The following is a 22,655-nucleotide window of genomic DNA, read 5'->3' as shown; positions in this document are numbered from 1 at the left end:
ACGGGAGGTCGGCCACCGGCCATGAACATCGTCGTCTGCGTGAAGCAGGTCCCCGACACGGCGACCGAGCGCAAGCTGAGGCCCGATGACAAGACCATCGACCGCGAGGCGGCCGAAGGCGTCATCAACGAGATCTGTGAGTACGCGGTCGAGGAGGCGCTGCGGCTCAAGGAGGCCCACGGCGGGGAGGTGACCGTCCTCACGATGGGCCCGTCCAAGGCCACCGACACCATCCGCAAGGCGCTGGCCATGGGCGCGGACAAGGCCGTCCACCTCGTGGACGACGCCCTGCACGGCTCCGACGGCCTCCAGACCTCCTACGCTCTGGCCCAGGTGCTGAAGAAGATCGGCTTCGACGTCGTCATCCTCGGCTCGGAGTCCACCGACGCGCGCATGGGCACGCTCGCCGCGATGCTGGCCGAGCGCCTGGACGCCCCGCAGCTCTCGCTCGCCAACAAGGTCGAGATCGACGGCTCCACGATCCGCATCCAGCGCCTCACCGACTACGGCTTCGACCGGGTCGAGGCGTCGCTGCCCGCGGTCGTCTCCGTCGTGGAGAAGATCAACGAGCCGCGCTACCCGTCCTTCAAGGGCATCATGGCGGCCAAGAAGAAGCCGGTCGAGACGCTGTCCGTCGCGGACGCCGAGATCGACGCCGCCAAGGTGGGCCTGGCCTCGGCCGCCACCGAGGTCGTCGACTTCGCGGTGGCGCCGCCGCGCGCCGCGGGCACGATCGTCAAGGACGAGGGTGACGGTGGCGTCAAGGTCGCCGAGTTCCTCGCCTCGAAGAAGTTCGTCTAAGGGAGGTTGACCGATGGCTGAGATTCTCGTATTGGTCGACCACGTCGACGGTGAGGTCAAGAAGGTCACGCTGGAGCTGCTGACCCTCGCCCGCTCGCTCGGCGAGCCGTCGGCCGTGTGGGCGGGCCCCGGCTACGCCGCCGACGCCAAGGCCAAGCTGGCCGAGTACGGCGCGGAGAAGGTGTACGTCGCCGACGACGCCGACATCGCCGACCACGTGGTGGCCCCGAAGGCCGAGCTGCTCGCCCAGCTCGTCGGCTCGGCGTCGCCCGCCGCCGTGCTGATCGCCGCCTCGCAGGAGGGCAAGGAGATCGCCGGCCGCCTCGCGGTGAAGACCGAGTCCGGTGTGATCACCGACGCGGTGGGCGTGGACTCCGACCTGACCGCCGAGCTGTCCATCTTCGGCGGCGGCGTCAACGTGAAGTCCCGCGTCAAGACCGGCACCCCGATCATCGCGATCCGCCCCAACTCCACCGCCCCCGAGGCCTCCCAGGGCGCGGCGGCCGAGGAGCGGGTGACCGTGTCCCTGTCCGACTCCGCCAAGGCCGCGCGCGTGGTCGAGCGGGTCAAGCAGGAGAAGGGCGCCCGCCCGGAGCTGACCGAGGCCGCGATCGTGGTCTCCGGCGGCCGCGGCGTGGGCTCCGCCGACAAGTTCTCCGTGATCGAGGAGCTGGCCGACTCCCTCGGCGCGGCGGTCGGCGCCTCCCGCGCCGCCACCGACGCCGGCTGGTACCCCCACCAGTTCCAGGTCGGCCAGACCGGCAAGACCGTGTCCCCGCAGCTCTACATCGCGGTCGGCATCTCCGGCGCCATCCAGCACCGGGCCGGCATGCAGACCGCCAAGACGATCGTGGCCATCAACAAGGACTCCGAGGCCCCGATCTTCGAGCTCGCCGACTACGGCGTCGTGGGCGACCTCCACACGGTGACCCCGCAGCTCACCGAGGAGATCAAGAAGCGCAAGTGACACGCGCCGCCTGAAGGGCCCGGGAGGTCGCCTCCCGGGCCCTTCGGCGTGCCCCCTCCGGCACGCTCAGGCGTACGGCGGCGCGCGCCCGGCGGGAGTCGCGCGGGGGGCCGGGCGCGCGCGGAGGGGTCAGGGACGGCCGGACCAGTAGGCGGCCGCGCGGTCGAAGGCGGCGGCGCCGACGGCGCGGCCGAGGGCGCGGCCCTGGAGGTCGCCGGCCTTGAAGTGGATGCCGCCGTAGCGGCGGGAGACGCCGGCCTCGTCCGCGGCGGCGGTGAACGTGGGCCAGCGCAGGGTCACGTCGTAGCGGGGGCTCGCGCCGGGCTCGACCAGGGACGATCCGGCGGTGACCACGGCCTGGCCGCCGAAGGAGTCGGACCGGGTGAACCGCCGCAGCGCCTCGGCGGCGGCCCCGCTGAACGTGCTGTGGCCGGAGACGTACTCGGCGAACGGCGGGGTCGGGAACCACGACGGCTGGTAGGGGGCCCAGGTGGCGCCGTCGATGACCCGGCCGCCCCAGGTGGGGATCTGCTTCCCCCGGTGCAGGGACCGGATCACGGTGATCGGCCGCGACGTGTCGTGGTCGCGCTTGACCTCCCAGGACGCGATCCCGGCGTCGAACACCGCGTTGGCCAGGGCGAAGAACATCTTCACGTCCTCGGCGAGGCCGTGCCCGTCGCGCGCTGACACCTGCTGGGCGAACAGGCTCCAGTGCCCCGGGGGCGTCTCGCTGGCCGGGCCGTCCGCCCAGTACTCGGCGATCGCCTTGCGCCGGTCGTCCAGCGACGCGGTCAGCGCCACGATCTCGCCCGCCTGAGCCCGGTGCTCCTCCGTGCCGTACGCCGGGGGCGCGGGGACCGCGTCGGCCAGGTCACGCGCGCGGCCCGAGAAGGAGGCGACCGTGCCCCAGTGCGGCGCCAGGAACGGCGGCGTGACCAGGGCCCCCGCCCGGTTGCGGTAGGTCAGCGGCTGCCAGCGTCCCGGGTCCGTGACCGCCCCCAGCGGCTCGGCGACCGCCATCGGCGGGTTGACGGGGGCGTATCCGCTCGTGTCGGCGTATCCGCCGAGCTGGTTGGACCCGTCGGCGTGCCGGTGCCGGAGCACCGCGTCGCAGGCCGCGAGCCCCGTGCGCGCCGCCTGGCTCGCGGGGTTCGCCGGATCGTGCCCCAGCTCGGCCATCAGCGCGTCGAACCCGGACCGCTGCGCGGGATACAGGTCCACGGCCGCCCGGTGCGCCGCGTAACTGATGGCCTCGGCCCGGTTGGCGTCGGTGCGCTCGGCCTCCGGCCGCCGCAGCGCCCCGCCGAGCCGCGTGCCCAGCGCGACCCCGTCGTACGCCGCCCAGGCGTCGTAGGCGCAGGTGTGCACCACGGCCAGCGCCCGCGCCACCATCGGCGGCCCCAGCGTGCCCGTCCGCACCGCCCCCAGCAGCGCCTGGTTCCACCGCACCACGACGGAAGGCGCGCCCGCCGCCGCCCCGGCCGTGGGCGCCGCCTCCGCCCGGGACGCGGCCCCGGCGGCCGGAGCGGCCATGACGAGCGCGGACGCCCCGCCCAGAACCAGCGCGAGCCCACGTAAGCCCTTGAACACGAGAGATCTCCCTCACCTCGGCGACCCCCGACCGACACGACCGAAGCGAGCCTCACATCTATCGAACAAATTTTCGACTATCTCGGAAGTGAGAGAACCCTTCCCCCTGCGCGCATGTCGTGGCCCCCGCGACGCGCACGCGCACCGTGGCTTGGAGCAGGAGCAGGAGCAGGAGCAGGAGCAGGAGCAGGCGCGGGGGGGAGCGCCCGATCGGGGCCGTGATCTCGCGATCGTGCACGCTGGACATGGCGGCCGGGGTCTCACCGGCCGGGTGCGCGATCGCGAGATCACGGTGAGGTCTGGGATCGCCCGAACGGCCCCCGCCCGGGACCGGGGCCCATCCCTGGCGCGGCATGCCCTGCGAGCCGGGGCTCCCGGCCCCTGGTGTGCGGCCCCACCTCCTGGCGCGGGCCCCAACCTCCTGGTGGAGGCTCGTGCTCCTGGGCGGCGCTCCGGCTTCGGAGGCAGGGCTCCCGCTTCTGACCCGGGCTCCCGCTGTTGGTCCGGGGCTCCGGCCTTTTGGGTGGGGCGTGGTCTTCTGGGGCGGGGCTCGGTCCGGGGGAAAGGGGCTACTCGATCTCGGTGAGGATCTCGGCGGCGCGGCGGCAGGTGGTCAGGGCACGCCGGGCGTAGTCGGGGGAGGCGCCGGCCAGGCCGCAGGAGGGGGTCAGGACGATCTGGGCGGCGAGGCGGTCGCGGGGGAAGCCGAGGCGGCGCCAGAGGTCCACGGCGGGGGCGGCCACCTGCTTCAGGTCGGGGATCGCCGCGTCCGTGGCCGGCAGGACGCCCAGGAAGAGGGCGACGTCCGCCTCCAGGGTCTCGCCGATCGCGTCCTCGTCGCGGCGGCGGAGGAGGGCGGCGTCCACGGAGATCGCGCGGGCTCCCGCCGTACGCAGGAGGCCGAACGGCACGCCGGGGGCGCAGCAGTGCACGAGGGGGAACGCGTCCGTGGCGGACAGGACCGCGCGCAGGGCCTCGGTCGCCACCGGCTCCTCGACGGCGCGCAGGCGGCCGAACCCGGACGCCGTGGGGACGGTGCCCGCGAGGACCCCGGGCAGGCCGGGCTCGTCGAGCTGGAGCAGGATCTCGGCGCCGGGGACGCGGCGGCGCGCGTTCGCCACGTGGGCGGCGACCCCCTCGGCCAGCGACGCCGTCAGGTCGCGCACCGCGCCGGGGTCGGCCAGGGCCTTGTCCCCGTGCTTCAGCTCGATCGCGCCCGCGAGGGTCCACGGGCCGGTCACCTGGAGCTTCAACGGCCCCGAGTAGCCCTGCGCGACCTCTTCGAGCGCGTCGAGGTCGCGCGACATCGCGTCGTGGGCGCGGGCCATGTCCCGCCCCGGCCGGTCGGTGAACCGCCACCCGGACGGCTGAACCTCCACCGGCATGTCCACGAGCAGCCGGGCCGTGCGCCCGACCATGTCCGCGCCGACCCCGCGATCGGGCAGCTCCGGGAGGTACGGCAGGGCGGGCAGCTCACCGAACACCACCCGCGCCGCCTCCAGCGGGTCGTCGCCGGGATGGGAGCCGACCCCGGTCGCGGCGCCGGGGGACCACGGGTACTCGATCACGTTCACCAAGCCTACGACCCGCGCCGCCCCCGTCCCGCCACCCCACCCGCGCGCACGCCCGATCCCGCCCCGCCCCGCGAAGCCGGTCCCGCCCGCCCCGATCCCGTCCGTACGGCGGAGCCCGCCCCGCACGTCCCGGCCCCGTCCCGTACGGCGAAGCCCGTCCCGTACGGCGGCCGCCGGGCCCGCCGTACGGCGAAGCGCGCCCCGTGGAGCCCGCGTGCTGCGGGCCACGGCTCCGCCGTACGGGGAGCGCGGCGGGCGGGGTGGTCAGGCGGGACCCCCGGCGGAGGGGGCCAGGGTGGCGGTGAGGTCGTCGGCCAGGGCGTCGTCGAGGGGCTGGGGGATGGCCAGGAGGCGGTACCACAGGACGCCGAACACGATGTCCAGGACGGTGTCCGGGGCGGGCCTGGAGGGCAGGTCGCCGCGTTCCCCGGCGCGGTCGAGGACGACCCGGAGGGCGTCGCGCCGCCGTTCCAGGAGGCCGGCGCGGAAGACCTCGCCGAACCGCGGGTCGATCTGGGCCTCGGCGATCAGCACCCGCAGGAGGCCGGCGATGCGCGGCTCGCCGCCGAGGCGGAAGGTGTCCCGCAGGAAGGCCCGCAGGTCGGCGGCGTAGGAGCCGTGGTCGGCGGTGGTCACGCCCAGCTCGCCCTCGGCCGCGAGCGCCTCCATGAGCACGTGCGCCTTCGAGGGCCACCACCGGTAGATCGTCTGCTTGCCGCAGCCCGCCCGCGCGGCGATCCCCTCGATGGTCAGGGCGGCGTATCCCACCTCGTCCACCAGCTCGAACGCCGCTCCCAGGATCGCCTGCCGGCTCTCCTCGCTGCGTTTGCGCCCACGTTTCGCCCCGGTCGCCGGTTGCCTGTTCTCGGTCACGGGTCTACTTTAATGCGAGACGCAACGGTTCGAAATTAAGGAGCGCGTCATGTCTCAGCGCATTGCCCTGGTGATCGGCGGTACGTCCGGCGTCGGACTGGCCACCGCCCGCATGCTCCGTGAGCGCGGGGCGCGGGTGCACATCGTGGGACGCGGCAAGGAGCGCCTCGACGAGCTGGCCGTGAGCGACCCGGACCTCGTCGGCCACCGGGCGGACGCCGCCGACGGCGACGCGATGCGGTCCGTCGTCGAGTCGGTGGGCCGGGTGGACTGGCTGGTCGTGGCGGCGAGCGGCGGTGAGGGGATGGGCCCGGTCGCCGAGCTCGACCTGGAGGTGTTGCGGCGCGCGTTCGACTCCAAGTTCTGGGTCCACCTGACCGCGATCAAGGCGGCCCTGCCCCACCTGGCGCCCGACGGCTCGATCACGTTGATCAGCGCCATCAGCGCGCGCAATGACATGCCGGGCACGGCCGGTCTGGCCGCCGTCAACGGCGCCATCGAGTCCATGGTCAAGCCCCTCGCCGCGGAGCTGGCCCCGATCCGGGTGAACGCCGTCTCGCCGGGCCTGATCGACACCGCGTGGTGGAGCGGGATGCCCGAGGACGCGCGGCGCGAGTGGTTCGCCTCCGTGTCACGGGCGCTGCCCGTCCGCCACGTCGCGACCGCCGAGGAGGTGGCCGAGGCCGTCGCCTTCGCCGCCACCAACGCCAACGTCACCGGCACCGTGCTGGAGACCGACGGCGGCGCGCGCCTCGTCACCCTCGCCTGATCCCTCCCCTCCCGCCGGTGACCAGGGCCCGGTGTGCCGGCGGGAGGCCGGGGGCGCGGTAGCGTCACGTGGTCGAGGCCGGAACGGCGCGTGCGCCCGGTCGGCCCCCGGCGCGCGGCCGGGGGCCCCGGCGACCGGAGGGGGAGGACGATCATGATCGTGTTGGTCACGGGCGGGAACCGGGGCATCGGGCGGGAAGTGTGCGCGCAGCTCGCGCGACAGGGGCACACGGTGCTGCTGACCGCGCGGTCGGAGCGGGCCGCGAAGGAGGCGGCGGCCTCGATCGACGGGGACGTCCATCCGCTGCGGCTCGACGTGACCGCCGCGGAGGACGCCGAGGAGGCCGCGCGCGAGGTGGCCGCGCGGCACGGGCGGCTGGACGCGCTGGTCAACAACGCGGCGATCACCTACGACACGTGGCAGCGGGCCGTGACCGCCGACCTGGACGTGGTCCGGGAGGCGATGGAGACCAACCTGTACGGCCCGTGGCGGCTGACGATGACGCTGCTGCCGCTGCTGCGGGAGAGCACGAGCCCGCGGATCGTGAACGTCTCCAGCGAGGGCGGCTCTCTGGCCGGGATGGGCGGCGGCACGCCCGCCTACAGCCTCTCCAAGACCTCGCTCAACGCCCTGACCCGCATGCTGGCCGCCGAACTGCGCCACGAGGACTTCCTGGTCAACGCCGTGTGCCCGGGCTGGGTCGCCACCGACATGGGCGGCCCCGGCGGCCGTCCCGTCGCCGAGGGCGCCGCGAGCGTGGTCTGGGCCGTCACCCTCCCCGCCGGCGGCCCCACCGGCGGGTTCTTCCGGGACGGGCGGCCCGTCCCCTGGTGACCCCGCGCCGCCCGTCCCCGTCGTACGGCGCCGCCGTACCGGCCGGTGGGAGGCCGGCGGGAGGCCGGTGGGAGCCGTGCCGGGCGGCGGACGCGGTGGTGGGGCGGGGCCGGGGGACTGTGAGAACGTGGGGGCATGATCCGACTGACCAAGCTCGGGCACGCGTGCGTGCGGCTGGAGAAGGACGACCGCACGCTCGTGATCGACCCGGGGGCGCTGACCGAGGCGTCCGCCCTGGACGGGGCCGACGCGGTGCTGATCACGCACGAGCACTTCGACCACCTGGAGGCCGGGCGCGTCGCCGAGGCCGCCCGGTCGAGCCCCGGACTGGAGATCTGGACCTGCCGGGCGGTGGCGGCGCAGCTCGGCGGGGTGCCCCGCGTGCGCGTGGTCGGGGAGGGCGACTCCTTCACCGCGGCGGGCTTCGAGGTGGGGGTCCTGGGCCGGGACCACGCGGTGATCCACCCCGACCTCCCGGTCGTGCCCAACGTGGGCTTCCTGGTGGACGGCGAGGTGTTCCACCCCGGCGACGCGTTCACGGTCCCCGGCGTCCCCGTGGGCACCCTCCTCACCCCGGCGAACGCGCCGTGGATGAAGGCCGCCGAGATGATCGACTACCTCCGCGAGGTGCGCCCGCGGCGGGCCTACTCCATCCACGACGGCCTGCTCAACGAGGTGGGCCTGTCCCTGGTGGACGGCCAGCTCGGCCGGGAGGCCCAGACCCTGGAGGCCGACATCCGCCGACTCAAGCCCGGCGAGTCCGTCGAGATCCCCGCCTGACCTGGGTCCCGGACCCCAGGGCCCCGCCTCTCGTGAGAGGGGCCGGCCAGGAGGGGGTCTAGGAGGAGGCGGTGATGGTGGCGGAGGCCAGGACCACGTCGTCGTCGTAGAGGACGGCCGCCTGGCCCGCGGCCACGCCCGTCGCCGGGGTGTCCAGGGCGATGTGGAGGGTGTCGCCGGAGAGCTGGGCGCGGCAGCCGTACACCTCGCCGTGGGCGCGGAGCTGCACGGTGCAGGCGAAGGGCTCGGCGGGGGGCTCGCCGGGGCCGTTCCAGACCGGGCGGGCGGCGGTGATCGAGGTGACCCTGAGGGCCTCGCGCGGGCCCACCGTGACCGTGTTGGACACCGGCTCGATGGACAGGACGTAGCGGGGGCGGCCGTCGGGGGCCGGCCGGGTGAGGCCGAGGCCGTGGCGCTGGCCCACCGTGAAGCCGTAGGCGCCCTCGTGCTCGCCGAGCACCTCGCCGGACTCGTCCACGATCGGGCCGGGGGCCGCGCCGAGGCGGTCGGCCAGGAAGGCGCGGGTGTTCCCGTCGGCGATGAAGCAGATGTCGTGGCTGTCCGGCTTGTCGGCCACCGTCAGGCCGCGCCGCGCCGCCTCCTCGCGGACCTCGGCCTTCGTCGAGTCACCGAGGGGGAACATCGCGTGGGAGAGCTGCTCGCGGGTGAGCACGCCGAGGACGTAGGACTGGTCCTTGCCGGCGTCCACGCTGCGGCGCAGCACGCCGTCGGGGGACAGCCGCGCGTGGTGCCCGGTCGCCACCGCGTCGAAGCCCAGCGCCAGCGCCCGGTCCAGCACCGCCTCGAACTTGATCTTCTCGTTACAGCGCAGGCACGGGTTCGGCGTGCGGCCGGCGGCGTACTCGCTGACGAAGTCCTCGACCACGTCGTGGTGGAAGCGTTCGGCCATGTCCCAGACGTAGAACGGGATGCCGATGACGTCGGCGGCGCGGCGGGCGTCCCGGGAGTCCTCGATGGTGCAGCACCCGCGGGCGCCGGTGCGGTAGGACCGCGGGTTGGACGACAGGGCCAGGTGGACGCCGGTGACGTCGTGCCCCATCTCGGCGATGCGCGCGGCCGCGACGGCGGAGTCGACGCCGCCGGACATGGCGGCAAGTACACGAAGGCTCATGGCACCTACGAGGCTACCCGCCCCGGGTACGACTCGGCCCGCCCGGACCGCCCCGCTCACGCCGTACGGCGGGCCGCCCGCGACGCGCCGGGCGGCCCCGTACGCCGGGTGACAAAGGAGCGGGCGCGATCACGATCTCCAGAGCATTGCTTCGGAGGGCTCTCACCTGCCAGGATTCCGGGCTATGCGACTGTTCGGGCGCAAGGGAAACGCGATACGGGAGTTCTGGGAGTGGTGGGCGGAGGCCCGGCCACGCCTGGACAAGGCGCTGGCGGCGGGTGACGCCGAGGCCCTGGCCGCGGAGATCACGCCCGCGGTGGCGCGGCTGAACCCGGGGCTGGCCTGGGAGACGGCGCCGGGCAGCGCCGCGCCGCACGCGCTGGTCCTCAGCGCCGCCGGCGACCTGTCACTGCGCTCGACCACCCGGCGGTGGCTGCTGGCCGCGCCGCCGCCCGACGCCACGTGGGAGTTCCGCGACGCGCGCCCGGCCAGGGCCGACGCCGCGGGCGGGCACGTCACCGCGGGCGGGCGGCGGCTGGACCTGGCCGAGCTGGTCCTGGGCCTGCGCGTGCCCAGGAACGGCGTCCGCGTGGACGTGACCGCCTACCACCCGGTCTTCCCGGACCTGCCGGAGGACGCGCGCCTTGAGGCGGCCTACGCCGCGCTGGACGCCCTGCTCGGCGAGGACGAGGTCGCCCGCTGGATCGGGGACGTGGCCGCCGCGACGGCCGCGCCCATCGACGCCGTCCCCGCGCTGCACCTGCCCGCCGTCGTGGCCGACGTCGCCGCCGACGTCCAGCCCGACCAGTGGGCGCTGATGCGCGGCGAGACCGGCCGGGGATCGCCCCTGGCGGCCATGACGCGCTACCCGCTGCGGCCCGTGGACCACCCGCTGTTCGACGAGCACATCGCGATCACCCTGCCCTACCGCACCGCGGACGACGAGGGCTTCCCCACCGGGGACTCGCTCGACGCGCTGCGCGAGTTCGAGGAAGGGCTCCAGGCCGCGCTGGGCGAGTCGCCGTACGACGGGAGCGGGTCCGGGGCGGTGCTGGTCGCGCACACGAGCAGCGACCGGACGCGGGTCTTCCACGTGTACGCCGATCCGGACGCCTCCGTGGCCGGCGCTCTCAAGAGCCTGGTCGCGCGGTGGCCCGAGGGCCGGGGGCGGGTGGAGGCCCACCCGGATCCGGCCTGGACAGCCGTGGCCCCGTTCCTATCCTGAGAAAACGCGGGAAACCCGCGAGAACGCCAGAAACCTGAGAACGCCCGGCGCCGGGGGCGGAACCCGCGCCGGAGGCCGGGCGCCTCCCCGGCCGTCCCCGGGACCGCTCCGCGCCCGGGCGGCCACTCCGCCGGCCAGACCACCGAGCGACCAGACCACCGAGCGACCAGACCACCGAGGTATCCCGAGGCTTCACCCCGATCCGACTCCGAATCCCCCGAGGAGCGTTCGATGACCCGACCCTTGGCAGAGGTGACCGCCGAGCTCACCGGCCCGGGCCAGTTGTTCGAGATGGAAGAGATCGACGTGCGCGGGGTGCGGACCCGCACGTGGAAACACGCCCCCAAGGACGTGCGGGCCCTGCTGGAGATGTCCCGGTTCCACGGCGAGAACGTCTTCATCGCCTACGAGGACGAGCACATCACGTTCGAGGAGCACTTCCGGCGCGCGGTGACGCTGGCGAACCGCCTGGTCGACGAGTACGGCGTCCAGAAGGGCGACCGGGTCGCGCTGGCGATGCGCAACTTCCCCGAGTGGATCGTGTCGTTCTTCGGCGCGGCGGCGGCCGGGGCCGTCGTGGTGCCGCTGAACGCCTGGTGGACGCGGCAGGAGCTGGAGTACGGCCTGAGCGACTCGGGCGCCAAGGTGCTCATCGCGGACGGCGAGCGGGCCGAGCGCCTGGCCGGCGTGGACGTGCCGATGATCGTGGCGCGGGCCGAGGGGGACCTGCCCGCCGGCGCCCGCGCGTTCGCCGACGTGCTCGGCGAGGTCCGGGCCGACGTGACCATGCCGGCGATCGACCTGCACCCCGACGACGACGCCACGATCTTCTACACCTCGGGCACCACCGGCAAGCCCAAGGGCGCCCTCGTCACCCAGCGCAACCTGGGCCAGTCCCCGATGACCGTGGCGTACGCGCTGCTGCGCACCGCGATGCGCGCGGGGAAGACCGCCGCCGAGGCCGCCGGGCCGCGCCGCGTCACCCTGCTCACCGTGCCGCTGTTCCACGTCACCGGCTGCTTCGCCGTGCTCACCGCGACGGTCTTCACCGGCGGGCAGCTCGTCCTGATGTACAAGTGGGACCCGGACCGGGCGCTCCAGCTCATCGAGCGCGAGAAGGTGACGGTCTTCAACGGCGTGCCCACCAACGCCTGGCAGCTCCTGTCGGCCCCCTCGTTCGGCAAGTACGACATCTCCAGCCTCAACTCCGTGTCGTACGGCGGCGCGCCCGCCCCGCCCAAGCTGGTCGAGCGCATCACCGAGCTCCTGCCCAAGCGCACCCCGGGCAACGGCTACGGCATGACGGAGACGACGGCGCTGGCGGTCTTCAACGGCGGCGTGGACTACCTGGAGCGCCCCGAGAGCATCGGCCTGCCGGTCGCGATCGTGGACGCCAAGGTCGTGGGCCCGGGCGGCGAGGACCTGCCCGCCGGCGAGGTCGGCGAGCTGTGCGTCAAGGGCGCCAACGTGATCAAGGGGTACTGGAACCGGCCCGACGCGACCGCGATGACCTTCGTGGACGGCTGGCTGCACACCGGCGACATGGCCCGCATCGACGAGGACGGGTTCATCTACATCGTGGACCGCGCCAAGGACATGCTGATCCGCGGCGGGGAGAACATCTACTGCGCCGAGGTCGAGGCCGCGTTCTTCGAGCACCCGGCGGTGGACGACGCGGCGGTGATCGGCATCCCGCACGACGAGCTGGGCGAGGAGGTCGGCGCGGTCGTCTGCCTCAAGCCGGGCGCGCGGGCGACGCAGGAGGAGTTGCGGGAGTTCCTGGCCGAGCGGATCGCCCACTTCAAGGTCCCGGCGCGGATCTGGTTCCGCGAGCAGGAGCTGCCGAGGAACCCCGGCGGCAAGATCCTCAAGACGCACCTGAGGAAGGAGATCCTGGGAGCCTGAGCCGGCTCCCGGGCCTCAGCTCACGCCGGCGCGGCGGGCCCGCTCGACCGCGCCGGCGATCACGTTCCCCAGCGCCTCCACGTCCTGCCTGGTCGAGGTGTGCCCGAGGGTGAAGCGGAGCGACCCCCGGGCGCGTACGGCGTCCGCGCCCATCGCCAGCAGGACGTGGGACGGCTGGGCCACGCCGGCCGAGCACGCCGAGCCGGTCGAGCACTCGATGCCCTTGGCGTCCAGCAGCATCAGCAGGGCGTCGCCCTCGCAGCCGGGGAACGAGAAGTGGGCGTTGCCCGGCAGCCGGTCCACCGGGTCGCCGTTGAGGATCACGTCCGGGACCTCGGCGCGCACCCGCGCGATCAGCTCGTCGCGCAGCTCGGTCAGGACCTTGGCCTGCTCCTCCTGCCGCGCGACCGCCTGGTCCACGGCCACCGCCATGCCCACGATCGCGGGCGTGTCCAGGGTGCCCGAGCGCACGTCGCGCTCCTGGCCGCCGCCGTGCAGCACCGGCGCGGGGTCCACGCCGCGCGCCAGCAGCAGCACGCCCACGCCCATCGGCCCGCCCACCTTGTGGCCGCTGATGGTCATCGCGCTCTGCTCGAACGTCACGGGGAGCTGCCCGACGGCCTGCACCGCGTCGGTGTGGAACGGGATGCCGTGCTCGGCGGCCACCTCGCGCAGCGCCTTCACGGGCTGGACGGTGCCCACCTCGTTGTTGGCCCACATCATGCTGACCAGGGCCACGCTGCCCGGGTCGTCGCCGATGGCCTCGCGCAGCGCCTCGGGGTGCACCCGGCCGTGCTCGTCGGCGGGGATCAGGTCCACCCGCGCGCCCTGGCTCTCCGCGAGCCACTGCGCCGGGTCCAGGGTGGCGTGGTGCTCGACCGCGCTGACCAGCACGCGGGTGCGCCGGGGGTCGGCCGCGCGCCGCGCCCAGTAGAGCCCCTTCACGACCAGGTTGTTCGCCTCGGTGCCGCCCGAGGTGAAGATCACCTCACTGGGCCGGGCGCCGAGCGCCGCCGCGATCGTCTCGCGGGACTCCTCGACCCTCCGTCGGGCGCGGCGTCCCGCGGCGTGCAGGGACGAGGCGTTGCCGACCCGCCCGAGTTCCGCGGTCATCGCGTCGAGGGCCTCGGGCGACATGGGAGTCGTGGCGGCGTGATCGAGGTACACCATGGCGCCCCCAGCCTATATGGGCCGCCTCGCCCGGCCCCGACCCGAGCCCCGCCGTACGGCGGCGCGGCGGCGCCGGGATGGCGGTCCCGGGCGGGCGATTTCCGTAAGGTGAACCTGCCGCCGCGAGCCCCGGGCGAGGCCGGCCGGGGGCGGCGGCGCGAGCGGTGTGAGCAGGGAGGCTGGAGATGAGCGCGGAGTTCGAGACCCCGGCGGCGGCGCGGGAGCGGCACGCGGAGCTGGCGCAGGAGGTGGACGAGCACAACTGGCGGTACTACGTGCTCGACTCGCCCTCGGTGAGCGACGCCGACTACGACGCGATGATGCGCGAGCTGCACGAGCTGGAGGAGCGCCACCCGGACCTGCGCACGCCAGACTCGCCCACGCAGCGGGTGGGGGCGCCGCTGGGGTCCGACTTCGCCAAGGTCGAGCACCTGGAGCGGATGCAGAGCCTGGACAACGCGTTCAGCCCCGACCAGCTCGCGGCCTGGGCGGCGCGGGCGGAGAAGGAGGTCGGCGACGCGGGGCCGTACCTCTGCGAGCTGAAGATCGACGGCCTGGCCGTGGCGCTCGTCTACGAGAAGGGGCGGCTCGTGCGGGCCGCGACCCGGGGCGACGGGCGGGTCGGCGAGGACGTCACCGCCAACGTGCGCACGATCGCCGAGGTGCCGCAGCGGCTGGCCGGGGACGACGTCCCGGACCTGCTGGAGGTGCGGGGCGAGGTCTTCATGCCGGTCGAGGCGTTCAACGAGCTGAACGCGCGGGCGGCGGAGGCGGGGGAGCGGGTGTACGCCAACCCGCGCAACTTCGCCGCCGGGTCGCTGCGCCAGAAGGACCCCCGGATCACCGCGCAGCGCCCGCTGAGCATGCTCGTCCACGGGTTCGGGCGCTGGGAGGGCGGCCCGGCGCCGGCGAGCCAGTCCGAGACGTACGACCTGCTCAAGGGCTTCGGGCTGCCGACGAGCGACCGCTATCGCGTCGTGCCCGACCTCGCGGGCGTGCAAGCGTACGTCGACCACTACGAGAAGCACCGCCACGACCCTCCGTACGAGATCGACGGCGTGGTGGTGAAGGTGGACCGGATCGCGCTCCAGCGCCGCCTGGGCTCCACGAGCCGGGCGCCGCGCTGGGCCATCGCGTACAAGTACGCCCCGGAGACCGTCAACACCAGGCTGCTCGGCATCCAGGTCGGCATCGGCCGCACCGGGCGCGCGACGCCGTACGCCGTGATGGAGCCGGTGACGGTCGCGGGCTCGGTGGTGCAGCGGGCGACCCTCCACAACGAGGACGTGGTGCGCCGCAAGGGCGTGCTGATCGGGGACACGGTGATCGTCCGCAAGGCGGGGGACGTGATCCCGGAGATCGTGGGCGCGGTCACCGAGCTGCGCGACGGCACCGAGCGCGAGTTCCAGATGCCCGGGCACTGCCCCGAGTGCGGCACGGCGCTGCGGCCGGAGAAGGAGGGCGACGCCGACCTGCGCTGCCCCAACGCGCGCTACTGCCCGGGGCAGATCCGCGAGCGCGTGTTCCACGTGGCGGGCCGGAACGCCTTCGACATCGACGCGCTGGGGTACGTCGGCGCGACGGCGCTGACCCAGCCGCTGGAGCCGGCCGAGCCGCCGGTGCGGGACGAGGGCGACCTGTTCCACCTCACGGTCGAGCAGTTGCTGCCGATCAAGACGGTCGTGCGCGACCAGGACACCGGGCTGCCCAAGCTCGACCCGGAGACCGGCGAGCAGAAGGTCGTGACGTTCTTCGCCAACGCCGAGGGCGAGCCGAAGAAGGTCGTGGACGAGCTGCTGCGGGAGCTCGAGGAGGCCAAGGAGCAGCCGCTGTGGCGCGTCCTGGTGGCGCTGTCGATCCGGCACGTGGGACCCGCCGCGGCGCGGGAGCTCGCGCGCAACTTCCGCTCGATCGACCGGCTCATGGCGGCGTCGGAGGAGGAGCTGGTCGCGGCCGAGGGCGTGGGCCCGGCGATCGCGGCGAGCGTGCGCGAGTGGTTCGCCGAGGACTGGCACCGCGAGATCGTCGCGAAGTGGCGGGCCGCCGGGGTCCGCATGGAGGACGAGGGGGCCGACGAGGGCCCGCGCCCGCTGGAGGGGCTGGCGATCGTGGTCACCGGCTCGCTGGAGGGCTTCAGCCGCGACGGCGCGACCGAGGCCATCCAGGACCTCGGCGGCAAGGTGACCGGTTCGGTGTCCAAGAAGACCTCGTTCGTGGTCGTGGGCGACAACCCCGGCTCGAAGTACGACAAGGCGGTCAAGCTGGGCGTCCCCATCCTCGACGAGGCCGGGTTCCGCGTGCTCCTGGAGCAGGGCCCCGACCGCGCCCGCGAGGCCGCCGTCCCCCCCGAGGACGCCTAGATCGCCTGAGGCGCCTGGACCGCCCGGGTCGCCTGGACCGCCTGACCTGCCTGACCTGCCTGACCTGCCTGACCTGCCTGACCTGCCTGGCCGTACGGCGTCCCGCCCGCGCGGGCCGTACGGCCTGGGCCGTCTGGGCCGTACGGCGTCCCGCCCGGCGCGCGAGCCGTACCAGGGGTCGTTCCGGACGCGGGGGACCCTGGCGAACCTGGCGAACCTTGAGGAAGTCTGAATAGATTCAACAATTTGAATAACCCGGACCTGCTCAAACTTCACGGAACGTGCCCAATCGGTTTCGCGAAGTCGTGTGGAAGCCTTACTCTCCCATAGTGACCAGTCGTCTACCTTTCGCTGCCGGTCGCCTGACCCGCCCTTGACCCGGGGCACGGCAGCCGAGGACGTGATGAAGGATCCGACCGACACCAGGGACATCGGGCCGCGCCGCGGTTCCCCGCTGTGGGGCTACCTCGCGGGCGTGACCCTGATCGGCACGTCCGCCCTGGTGGCGGCCCTGTTCCTGATGGGCCCGCGGGAGTTCGCGGGGCTGCTGCACGAGCCGCTGTTCTGGATCCTGGCGGTGCTGGTCGTGTTCGGCGAGCTGCGGCCGGTCGTCACCCCGGGGTCCCACGCGATGGGCGGGGCGACCACCTCGACGATGTTCGCGTTCGCCGCGCTGCTGCACTTCGGGCTGCCCACCGCGGCGCTCCTCCAGGCCGTCGCGATCGTCGTGAGCGGCATCGTCACCCGCAAGGCGTGGTTCAGGGTGGCCTTCAACGCCGCTCAGCTCACGCTCGGGTTCGCCGCCGCCTCGGGCGTGCTCCGGCTCGCGGGGATACGGCCCGACCCGGCCGCGCCCTGGGTGCCCTCCGGCCGCGACATCGGGGTCGTGCTGCTCGCGGGCGTGGCGTACTTCCTGGTCACCGACCTGCTCGTGTGCGGCGCCGTCGCCCTGCACGAACGCCGCCCGGTGTGGCGCGTGGTACGGGCCACGCTGGGCTACCAGTCGCTCGTGCACCTGGCGCTGCTCGGGCTCGCCCCCGTCGTCGTCGTGGTCATGCACCACTCCAGCGCGCTCGTGCCGCTGTTCGTGGCCCCGATCGTGGCCGTCTACTTCACCGCCGCGCTCTCGGTGCGCCGCGACCACCAGGCGATGCACGACCCGCTCACCGGCCTGCCCAACCGCAAGCTGCTGGCCCTGCGCGCCGCCGCGGCCCTGGAGGAGTCGCGCGGGCGCGTCGGCCTGTTCCTGCTCGACCTCAACAGGTTCAAGGAGGTCAACGACACTTTGGGGCATCCGGTGGGCGATCGGCTGCTCCAGCTCATCGCCCACCGCCTGACCCACAGCGTGCGCCCGGGTGACGTGGTCGCCCGGCTCGGCGGGGACGAGTTCGCCGTGCTGCTGCCGTCCGTGCGGGACGAGGCCGCCGCCCGCGAGGTCGCCGCCCGGCTGCGGGCCGCGCTGGCCGAGCCCGTGCGCCTGGAGGGCATGACGTTCGACCTGGACGCCAGCGTCGGCATCGTCCTCCACCCCGATCACGCGCCCGACTTCGACCTGATGATCCAGCGCGCCGACGTCGCGATGTACCTGGCCAAGGAGAGCCGCACCGGCGTCGAGACGTACGCCCCCGACAAGGATCGCAACTCGCCGGCGCGCCTGCACCTGCTCGGCGACCTGCGGCGCGGGCTCGACCGGGGCGAGGTCGTGCTGCACTACCAGCCCAAGGTGCGGCTGGCCGACCGGGTCCCCGTGGGCGTGGAGGCGCTGGTGCGCTGGCGGCACCCCGACCGGGGCATGGTGTGGCCGGACGACTTCGTGCCGCTGGCCGAGCAGTCCTACCTGATGCGGCTGCTGACCCAGCACGTGGTGGACCAGGCGCTGGAACAGGCCGCGCGGTGGTGGGAGAACGGCTGGCGCGTCCCGGTCTCGATCAACGTGTCGGCGCGCGACCTGCTCGACACCGGCCTGCCCGAGGTGGTCGAGAAGGCGCTGGAGCGGCACGACGTCCCCTCGTGCGCGCTGCTGCTGGAGGTGGGGGAGCGGGTGCTCATGACCGGTCAGGCGTACACCGCCGAGACCGTGCGCTCCCTGGCCCGCATGGGCGTCACGCTGGCCCTGGACGACTTCGGCACCGGCTACTCCTCGCTGGTGCGGCTCCAGCGGCTCCCGGTCAGCGAGGTCAAGATCGACCGATCGTTCGTGGGGAAGCTGCGGGAGTCGGCCGACGACGCGCGCGTCGTCCGGTCGCTCGTGGACCTGGCCCGCTCACTCGGGGTCCGGTCGGTGGCCGAGGGGGTCGAGGACGCCGAGACGGCGCGCACCCTCCGGGAGATGGGGTGCGACGCCGCGCAGGGCCGGTGGTTCGGCGAGCCGCTGCCCGCCGACGAGGCCACCCTGTGGCTCAAGGAGAACCTCGGCAAGGACGAGTCCCCGATGGTCCTGGGCGGCTACGCCACCCAGGACCGGCTTCCCTACACGGCCGGGGGGTCGTTGTAGTAACGCTCCTCGCGGACGCGCCGCGTGGTCCCGCCCAGGGGCCGCGTCTCGTCGTGCACCTCGCGGACCGGGGGCTCGACCACGGCGCGCCGGGCCGCCTGGAGCCGCATGATCCCCACGATCGTCCCGGCGAGGCCGCCCAGCATGAGGATGACCCCGACGACGTTGATATCGATCCCGGCCAGGTCGTAGTCCACGGCCCAGGTGAGGATGGCGCCGATCATTATCAGGATGATTCCGCCTGCGATGGTCACCGCGCTCACTCCTTTGCGTCGTCACATCGCTCGCGCTACGTCCAGTTATCTCCCGCCCCCGCGTCTCAAACGTCGGTCACGATTAGCCCAGCCCAGGGTCAACGCGCGCGGCCGTGCCGCGGGACGCCCCGCCCGCCGTACGGCGCGGCCCGGGGTGCGGGCCGGGGGCCGGGGCGCGGGGCGGGCCCGCCCGTCATACGGCGCGGGTCCGGGGGCGCGGGGCGGGCCGCCGGGCGGATATCGAGTCGGCCTCACGGGCGCGGCCCCCTAGGATGGCGGGGAAGTCTTCCACAACGCTCCCTGACCTAGGAATCTGCGATCCATGTCCGCCATAACCCGTGACGAGGTGGCGCATCTCGCTCGGCTGTCGCGGCTGGCGCTGGCCGACGACGAGCTCGACCACTTCGCCGCCCAGCTCGACCAGATCATCGAGTCCGTAGCCCGAGTGCGCGAGGTCGCCGCCGGCGACATCCCGCCGACCTCGCACGCCCTGCCGCTCACCAACGTCTTCCGGCCCGACGAGGTACGGCCGGGCCTGGCGCCCGACGACGCGCTGGCCGCCGCGCCGGCCGTCGAGGAGGACCGCTTCCGCGTGCCGAGGATCCTGGAGGAGGAAGCGTGAGCCTGACCAGGCGCACCGCCGCGGAACTGGGCGCCATGATCGCCTCCGGCGAGGTCTCCGCCGTCGAGGTGACCCAGGCGCACCTGGACCGCATCGCCGAGGTGGACGACAAGGTCCACGCGTTCCTGCACGTCGCGACCGAGTCCGCGCTCGCGCAGGCCCGTGACGTGGACGCCCGCCGCGCCGCCGGGGAGGAGCTGGGCCCGCTGGCCGGCGTCCCGGTCGCGCACAAGGACATCTTCACCACGGCCGACATGCCCACCACCTGCGGTTCGAAGATCCTGGAGGGCTGGCAGCCGCCGTACGACGCGACCGTCACGGCCCGCCTGCGCGCCGCCGGCCTGGTCATCCTCGGCAAGACCAACCTCGACGAGTTCGCCATGGGCTCGTCCACCGACAACTCCGCCTTCGGGCCGAGCCACAACCCCTGGGACCTGACCCGCGTCCCCGGCGGCTCGTCCGGCGGCTCCTCGGCGGCGGTCGCGGCGTTCGAGGCCCCCCTGTCCACCGGCACCGACACGGGCGGCTCCATCCGCCAGCCCGCCGCGGTCACCGGCATCGTGGGCATGAAGCCGACCTACGGCGGCTCGTCCAGGTACGGCCTGGTGGCGTTCGCGTCCTCGCTGGACACCCCGGGGCCGTTCGCCCGGAACGTCCTGGACGCGGCCCTCCTGCACGAGGCGTTCTCCGGCCACGACCCCCTCGACAGCACCTCCATCGACCAGCCGGTCCCGCCGGTCGTCGAGGCCGCGCGCCAGGCCGACGTGTCCGGCATGCGCATCGGCGTGGTCAAGGAGTTCTCCGGCGAGGGCTACCAGCCCGGCGTCCTGGCCCGCTTCCAGGAGGCGTGCGACCTGCTGGAGTCCCTGGGCGCCAAGGTCGTCGAGGTCTCCTGCCCGTCCTTCACCTACGCCCTCCCGGCCTACTACCTCATCGCCCCGTCCGAGGCCTCCTCCAACCTGGCCCGGTTCGACGCGATGCGGTACGGCCTGCGCGTGGGCGACGACGGCACCCGCTCGGCGGAGGAGGTCATGGCCCTGACCCGGGCGGCCGGCTTCGGCCCCGAGGTCAAGCGCCGCATCATGCTGGGCACCTACGCCCTGTCCTCGGGCTACTACGACGCCTACTACGGTCAGGCCCAGAAGGTCCGCACGCTCATCACCCGCGACTTCGAGGCGGCCTACGAGCAGGTGGACGTCCTGATCAGCCCGACCACGCCGACGACCGCCTTCAGGATCGGCGAGCGCGCGGACGACCCGATGGCGATGTACCTCGCGGACCTGTGCACCATCCCGTCCAACCTGACCGGCAACGCCGCGATCTCCGTCCCCTGCGGTCTCGCCGACGAGGACGACCTCCCGGTGGGCCTCCAGATCATGGCCCCCGTCCTCGGCGACGACCGCTGCTACCGGGTCGGCGCCGCGGTGGAGGCCGCCCTCCAGTCCCGCTGGGGCGCCCCCCTGCTGGACAAGGCCCCCGCCCTGTAGCACCCGGAGGGGAACGGCGGGCGTCCCGCCGTTCCCCGCCACCCGCCCGCGTCCGCGCGACCCGAGCAGCGGACGCGGCGGACACTAGGCTGTAACCGACGATCTGGAGCCCTGGCCAGGGCCGACGATGGACATCGAGGACGAATCGCAATGACTACCCCGACGCTGATGCCGTACGACGAGGCGCTGGGCCGGTTTGAGCCGGTGCTGGGTGTGGAGACGCACGTTGAGCTGGGGACGGCGTCGAAGATGTTCTGCGGGTGCGCCACGACCTTCGGGGCGGCGCCCAACACGCAGGTTTGTCCCGTCTGCCTGGGCCTGCCGGGGTCGCTGCCCGTCGCCAACGCGGCGGCCATCGAGGCGACGATCAAGATCGGCCTGGCGCTGAACTGCTCCATCGCGGAGTGGTGCCGGTTCGCGCGGAAGAACTACTTCTACCCGGACATGCCGAAGGACTTCCAGATCAGCCAGTACGACGAGCCGCTGTGCTTCGACGGCTACCTCGACGTCGAGGTGAACGGCGAGGTCGTGCGGGTCGGGATCGAGCGGGTCCACCTGGAGGAGGACACCGGCAAGTCGCTGCACGTCGGCGGGGCCACCGGGCGCATCCACGGCGCGGACTACTCGCTCGTGGACTACAACCGCGCCGGCATCCCGCTCGTGGAGATCGTCACCAAGCCCGTCGAGGGCACCGACCGGCTCGCCCCCGAGGTCGCCCGGGCGTACGCCACGGAGCTGCGCGAGCTGATGCGGGCGCTGGGCGTCTCCGACGTGCGCATGGAGGAGGGCTCGATGCGGTGCGACATCAACGTGTCGCTGATGCCGCGCGGCTCCTCCGAGTGGGGCACCCGCACCGAGACCAAGAACGTCAACTCGCTGCGGTCGATCGAGCGGGCCGTGCGCCACGAGATCGAGCGGCAGGCGGCGATCCTGGCCGACGGCGGCACGATCATCCAGGAGACGCGCCACTTCCACGAGGACACCGGCGAGACCACGTCCGGCCGGTCCAAGGAGGAGGCGCAGGACTACCGCTACTTCCCCGAGCCCGACCTCGTGCCGATCGCCCCCGACCGCGCCTGGGTGGAGGAGCTGCGCGCCGGCCTGCCCGAGCTGCCCTCGGTGCGGCGCAAGCGCCTGCGGTCCGAGTGGGGCGTGTCCGAGCTGGACATGCAGGCGATGCTGAACGCGGGCGCGGTCGAGCCGGTCGAGGCGACGATCGCCGCGGGGGCGACCCCGGCGGACGCCCGCAAGTGGTGGATGGGCGAGCTGGCCCGCCGCGCCAACGAGTCCGGCACGCCGCTGGCGGAGCTGGCGGTCACCCCGGCGCAGGTCGCCCGGGTGGCGGCGCTGGTCGCCGAGGGCACGCTGAACGACAAGCTGGCCCGCCAGGTCCTGGAGGGCGTGCTGGCCGGCGAGGGCGAGCCCGACGAGGTCGTGGCCGCGCGCGGCCTGAAGATCGTCGGTGGCGACGAGGAGCTGGGCGCGGTGATCGACCAGGTCATCGCCGACAACCCGGACGTCGCCGACAAGATCCGCTCCGGCAAGGTGGCCGCGGCCGGCGCCCTCGTGGGCGCGGTCATGAAGGCCACGCGCGGCCAGGCCGACGCCGGCCGCGCCCGGGAGCTGATCCTGGAGAAGCTCGGCGCCGCCTGACCGCGAGCGACCCGGCCCCGATCTCGCCCGCTGCCCGTCATCCGTCCGGATGGCGGGCAGCGGGCTTTCCCGGGGCGCGGAGGTCTTCCCGAGGCGCCGCGGTCTTCTCCGCGGGGCGGGGGTCTTCTCCGCCGGACGTCTTTTGCGGGAGATGCGGCTTTCGCT

Annotated in this window: 18 protein-coding genes; 12 read left to right on the top strand and 6 right to left on the bottom strand. The window is 73.8% G+C overall.

Annotation, left to right across the window (positions count from 1 at the left end):
* Window positions 1–21: 21 nt before the first annotated feature.
* Both D5H75_RS27605 and D5H75_RS27600 read left to right on the top strand, forming a co-directional pair.
* Complete coding sequence (locus D5H75_RS27605) at window positions 22–801, top strand: electron transfer flavoprotein subunit beta/FixA family protein (protein ID WP_119929469.1); 780 nt, start codon at window positions 22–24, stop codon at window positions 799–801.
* A gap of 13 nt (window positions 802–814) precedes the next feature.
* The gene (locus tag D5H75_RS27600) at window positions 815–1,768 is read left to right on the top strand and encodes an electron transfer flavoprotein subunit alpha/FixB family protein (protein ID WP_119929468.1); all 954 of its coding nucleotides are present in this window, start codon (window positions 815–817) and stop codon (window positions 1,766–1,768) included.
* A gap of 129 nt (window positions 1,769–1,897) precedes the next feature.
* Here the strand turns inward: D5H75_RS27600 and D5H75_RS27595 are convergent, their stop codons facing one another.
* The 3 genes from D5H75_RS27595 to D5H75_RS27580 all read right to left on the bottom strand — a co-directional run bounded on the left by D5H75_RS27595 (window position 1,898) and on the right by D5H75_RS27580 (window position 5,805).
* Window positions 1,898–3,358: a vanadium-dependent haloperoxidase gene (locus D5H75_RS27595; protein WP_119929467.1), complete on the bottom strand. Its 1,461-nt coding sequence runs from the start codon at window positions 3,356–3,358 to the stop codon at window positions 1,898–1,900.
* Window positions 3,359–3,927: 569 nt separating this feature from the next.
* On the bottom strand, window positions 3,928–4,926 hold the full coding sequence (locus D5H75_RS27585; RefSeq protein ID WP_202638567.1) for a methionine synthase: 999 nt from the start codon (window positions 4,924–4,926) through the stop codon (window positions 3,928–3,930).
* Between the two features lie 270 nt (window positions 4,927–5,196).
* Window positions 5,197–5,805 (bottom strand): TetR/AcrR family transcriptional regulator, encoded by a 609-nt coding sequence (locus D5H75_RS27580; RefSeq protein WP_119929465.1) that lies wholly within the window; start codon window positions 5,803–5,805, stop codon window positions 5,197–5,199.
* A gap of 49 nt (window positions 5,806–5,854) precedes the next feature.
* Here D5H75_RS27580 and D5H75_RS27575 point away from each other — a divergent pair, with 49 nt between their 5' ends.
* From D5H75_RS27575 to D5H75_RS27565, 3 genes are all read left to right on the top strand, one after another.
* Entirely contained in the window at window positions 5,855–6,574 is a 720-nt protein-coding gene (locus tag D5H75_RS27575; protein ID WP_119929464.1) for an SDR family oxidoreductase, read from the top strand.
* 153 nt (window positions 6,575–6,727) lie between these two features.
* A complete protein-coding gene (locus D5H75_RS27570) occupies window positions 6,728–7,408 on the top strand; it encodes an SDR family NAD(P)-dependent oxidoreductase (RefSeq protein ID WP_119929463.1) in 681 nt (226 codons plus the stop codon).
* A 138-nt stretch (window positions 7,409–7,546) separates the two neighbouring features.
* Window positions 7,547–8,188, top strand: a complete 642-nt coding sequence (locus tag D5H75_RS27565) for an MBL fold metallo-hydrolase (protein WP_119929579.1) — start codon at window positions 7,547–7,549, stop codon at window positions 8,186–8,188.
* Between the two features lie 58 nt (window positions 8,189–8,246).
* On the opposite strand, the gene mnmA is transcribed toward D5H75_RS27565, so the two are convergent.
* A complete protein-coding gene (gene mnmA, locus D5H75_RS27560; RefSeq protein WP_119929462.1) occupies window positions 8,247–9,320 on the bottom strand; it encodes a tRNA 2-thiouridine(34) synthase MnmA in 1,074 nt (357 codons plus the stop codon).
* A 184-nt stretch (window positions 9,321–9,504) separates the two neighbouring features.
* On the opposite strand from mnmA, the gene D5H75_RS27555 reads away from it, so the two are divergent.
* On the top strand, window positions 9,505–10,545 hold the full coding sequence (locus D5H75_RS27555) for a DUF695 domain-containing protein (protein WP_119929461.1): 1,041 nt from the start codon (window positions 9,505–9,507) through the stop codon (window positions 10,543–10,545).
* Between the two features lie 231 nt (window positions 10,546–10,776).
* Window positions 10,777–12,450 carry a class I adenylate-forming enzyme family protein gene (locus D5H75_RS27550; RefSeq protein WP_119929460.1) on the top strand — a complete coding sequence of 558 codons (1,674 nt, stop codon included), beginning with the start codon at window positions 10,777–10,779 and terminating at the stop codon, window positions 12,448–12,450.
* Window positions 12,451–12,465: 15 nt separating this feature from the next.
* On the opposite strand, the gene D5H75_RS27545 is transcribed toward D5H75_RS27550, so the two are convergent.
* The gene (locus tag D5H75_RS27545; protein ID WP_119929459.1) at window positions 12,466–13,620 is read right to left on the bottom strand and encodes a cysteine desulfurase family protein; all 1,155 of its coding nucleotides are present in this window, start codon (window positions 13,618–13,620) and stop codon (window positions 12,466–12,468) included.
* Window positions 13,621–13,805: 185 nt separating this feature from the next.
* Between D5H75_RS27545 and ligA the strand changes: the two genes are divergently transcribed.
* Both ligA and D5H75_RS27530 read left to right on the top strand, forming a co-directional pair.
* Window positions 13,806–15,980 (top strand): NAD-dependent DNA ligase LigA, encoded by a 2,175-nt coding sequence (ligA, locus tag D5H75_RS27540; RefSeq protein ID WP_119929458.1) that lies wholly within the window; start codon window positions 13,806–13,808, stop codon window positions 15,978–15,980.
* A gap of 403 nt (window positions 15,981–16,383) precedes the next feature.
* The gene (locus D5H75_RS27530) at window positions 16,384–18,474 is read left to right on the top strand and encodes a putative bifunctional diguanylate cyclase/phosphodiesterase (protein WP_119929457.1); all 2,091 of its coding nucleotides are present in this window, start codon (window positions 16,384–16,386) and stop codon (window positions 18,472–18,474) included.
* Here the strand turns inward: D5H75_RS27530 and D5H75_RS27525 are convergent.
* Entirely contained in the window at window positions 18,450–18,728 is a 279-nt protein-coding gene (locus tag D5H75_RS27525; RefSeq protein ID WP_119929456.1) for a DUF6458 family protein, read from the bottom strand. The genes D5H75_RS27530 and D5H75_RS27525 overlap by 25 nt on opposite strands.
* A gap of 322 nt (window positions 18,729–19,050) precedes the next feature.
* Here D5H75_RS27525 and gatC point away from each other — a divergent pair, with 322 nt between their 5' ends.
* The 3 genes from gatC (at window position 19,051) to gatB (ending at window position 22,490) form a co-directional block, all read left to right on the top strand.
* Entirely contained in the window at window positions 19,051–19,350 is a 300-nt protein-coding gene (gatC, locus tag D5H75_RS27520; RefSeq protein ID WP_119929455.1) for an Asp-tRNA(Asn)/Glu-tRNA(Gln) amidotransferase subunit GatC, read from the top strand.
* A 35-nt stretch (window positions 19,351–19,385) separates the two neighbouring features.
* The gene (gene gatA / locus D5H75_RS27515) at window positions 19,386–20,837 is read left to right on the top strand and encodes an Asp-tRNA(Asn)/Glu-tRNA(Gln) amidotransferase subunit GatA (protein ID WP_242454567.1); all 1,452 of its coding nucleotides are present in this window, start codon (window positions 19,386–19,388) and stop codon (window positions 20,835–20,837) included.
* Window positions 20,838–20,987: 150 nt separating this feature from the next.
* Entirely contained in the window at window positions 20,988–22,490 is a 1,503-nt protein-coding gene (gene gatB, locus D5H75_RS27510; protein ID WP_119929453.1) for an Asp-tRNA(Asn)/Glu-tRNA(Gln) amidotransferase subunit GatB, read from the top strand.
* The last annotated feature ends 165 nt before the right edge of the window (window positions 22,491–22,655 follow it).

The organism is Bailinhaonella thermotolerans (assembly GCF_003594875.1).
GTDB lineage: Bacteria > Actinomycetota > Actinomycetes > Streptosporangiales > Streptosporangiaceae > Bailinhaonella > Bailinhaonella thermotolerans.
The sequence above is the reverse complement of the archived record's forward strand: the minus strand, read 5'-3'. Positions and strand labels throughout refer to the sequence as shown.

What these genes read in the sequence shown, in the direction of transcription:
- ligA (WP_119929458.1), top strand. Translation starts at nt 13,806, where the DNA reads ATGAGCGCGGAGTTCGAGACCCCGGCGGCGGCGCGGGAGCGGCACGCG.
- D5H75_RS27605 (WP_119929469.1), top strand. Translation starts at nt 22, where the DNA reads ATGAACATCGTCGTCTGCGTGAAGCAGGTCCCCGACACGGCGACCGAG.
- D5H75_RS27530 (WP_119929457.1), top strand. Translation starts at nt 16,384, where the DNA reads ATGAAGGATCCGACCGACACCAGGGACATCGGGCCGCGCCGCGGTTCC.
- gatC (WP_119929455.1), top strand. Translation starts at nt 19,051, where the DNA reads ATGTCCGCCATAACCCGTGACGAGGTGGCGCATCTCGCTCGGCTGTCG.
- gatB (WP_119929453.1), top strand. Translation starts at nt 20,988, where the DNA reads ATGACTACCCCGACGCTGATGCCGTACGACGAGGCGCTGGGCCGGTTT.
- gatA (WP_242454567.1), top strand. Translation starts at nt 19,386, where the DNA reads ATGATCGCCTCCGGCGAGGTCTCCGCCGTCGAGGTGACCCAGGCGCAC.
- D5H75_RS27550 (WP_119929460.1), top strand. Translation starts at nt 10,777, where the DNA reads ATGACCCGACCCTTGGCAGAGGTGACCGCCGAGCTCACCGGCCCGGGC.
- D5H75_RS27545 (WP_119929459.1), bottom strand. Translation starts at nt 13,620, where the DNA reads ATGGTGTACCTCGATCACGCCGCCACGACTCCCATGTCGCCCGAGGCC.
- D5H75_RS27570 (WP_119929463.1), top strand. Translation starts at nt 6,728, where the DNA reads ATGATCGTGTTGGTCACGGGCGGGAACCGGGGCATCGGGCGGGAAGTG.
- mnmA (WP_119929462.1), bottom strand. Translation starts at nt 9,320, where the DNA reads ATGAGCCTTCGTGTACTTGCCGCCATGTCCGGCGGCGTCGACTCCGCC.
- D5H75_RS27575 (WP_119929464.1), top strand. Translation starts at nt 5,855, where the DNA reads ATGTCTCAGCGCATTGCCCTGGTGATCGGCGGTACGTCCGGCGTCGGA.
- D5H75_RS27600 (WP_119929468.1), top strand. Translation starts at nt 815, where the DNA reads ATGGCTGAGATTCTCGTATTGGTCGACCACGTCGACGGTGAGGTCAAG.
- D5H75_RS27555 (WP_119929461.1), top strand. Translation starts at nt 9,505, where the DNA reads ATGCGACTGTTCGGGCGCAAGGGAAACGCGATACGGGAGTTCTGGGAG.